This is a genomic window from Vibrio sp. 10N.261.52.A1 (genome assembly GCF_002876325.1).
Lineage (GTDB): Bacteria > Pseudomonadota > Gammaproteobacteria > Enterobacterales > Vibrionaceae > Vibrio > Vibrio chagasii.
In genome coordinates, this window is the sequence record NZ_MCYD01001271.1 from 1 (window position 1) to 538 (window position 538).

Consider the following 538-nt stretch of genomic DNA (forward strand, 5'->3'; position numbering starts at 1 on the left):
TTGCCGAGGTGACAAGTATGGAGAAGGTCAAAAACTACGACGGTCTCGTTAACCATTACAAATCTCAGCTTGAGCAAGGCTCCCAAGATCCAGTGGTGAAACAGAAACTAGCGTGGGCGTACTTCTATAAAGGTGACATCGAATCCGCAGATTTTTACGCTCAACACCTGAAAAAAGAGGGCATCGAAAACCCAGACCTTTATCAGTTAGAAGGGCAAGTATTCGATGCCAAAAATGACACGGATAGTGCGATAGCTGCTTATATCGCATCTGTCGAGGCTGGCAACAGAGCTGGTCAAATTCACGTATTACTCGGCGTGTCATACACAAAAATTGGTCAGTATGAGAAAGCATATCAAGAGCTGAATCTGGCACGCTTACGTGGTTATAACGATGTAGTGGTTAAGAACAACATCGCGATGATCCAGATGGCTAACGGTGAGTACCAGCAGGCGATTGAAACATTAGCGCCAGTGTTGAAAGAAGAACCAACCAATCAGATTGTAAAAGCGAACTTGGCGATAGCATTGATGAAAAC

Annotated in this window: 1 protein-coding gene; it reads left to right on the forward strand. The window is 44.6% G+C overall.

The genetic code is table 11. From position 1 onward, the window contains the following. A partial coding sequence (locus BCT81_RS26715; RefSeq protein ID WP_102426422.1) for a tetratricopeptide repeat protein occupies positions 1-538 on the forward strand: 538 nt, incomplete at both ends.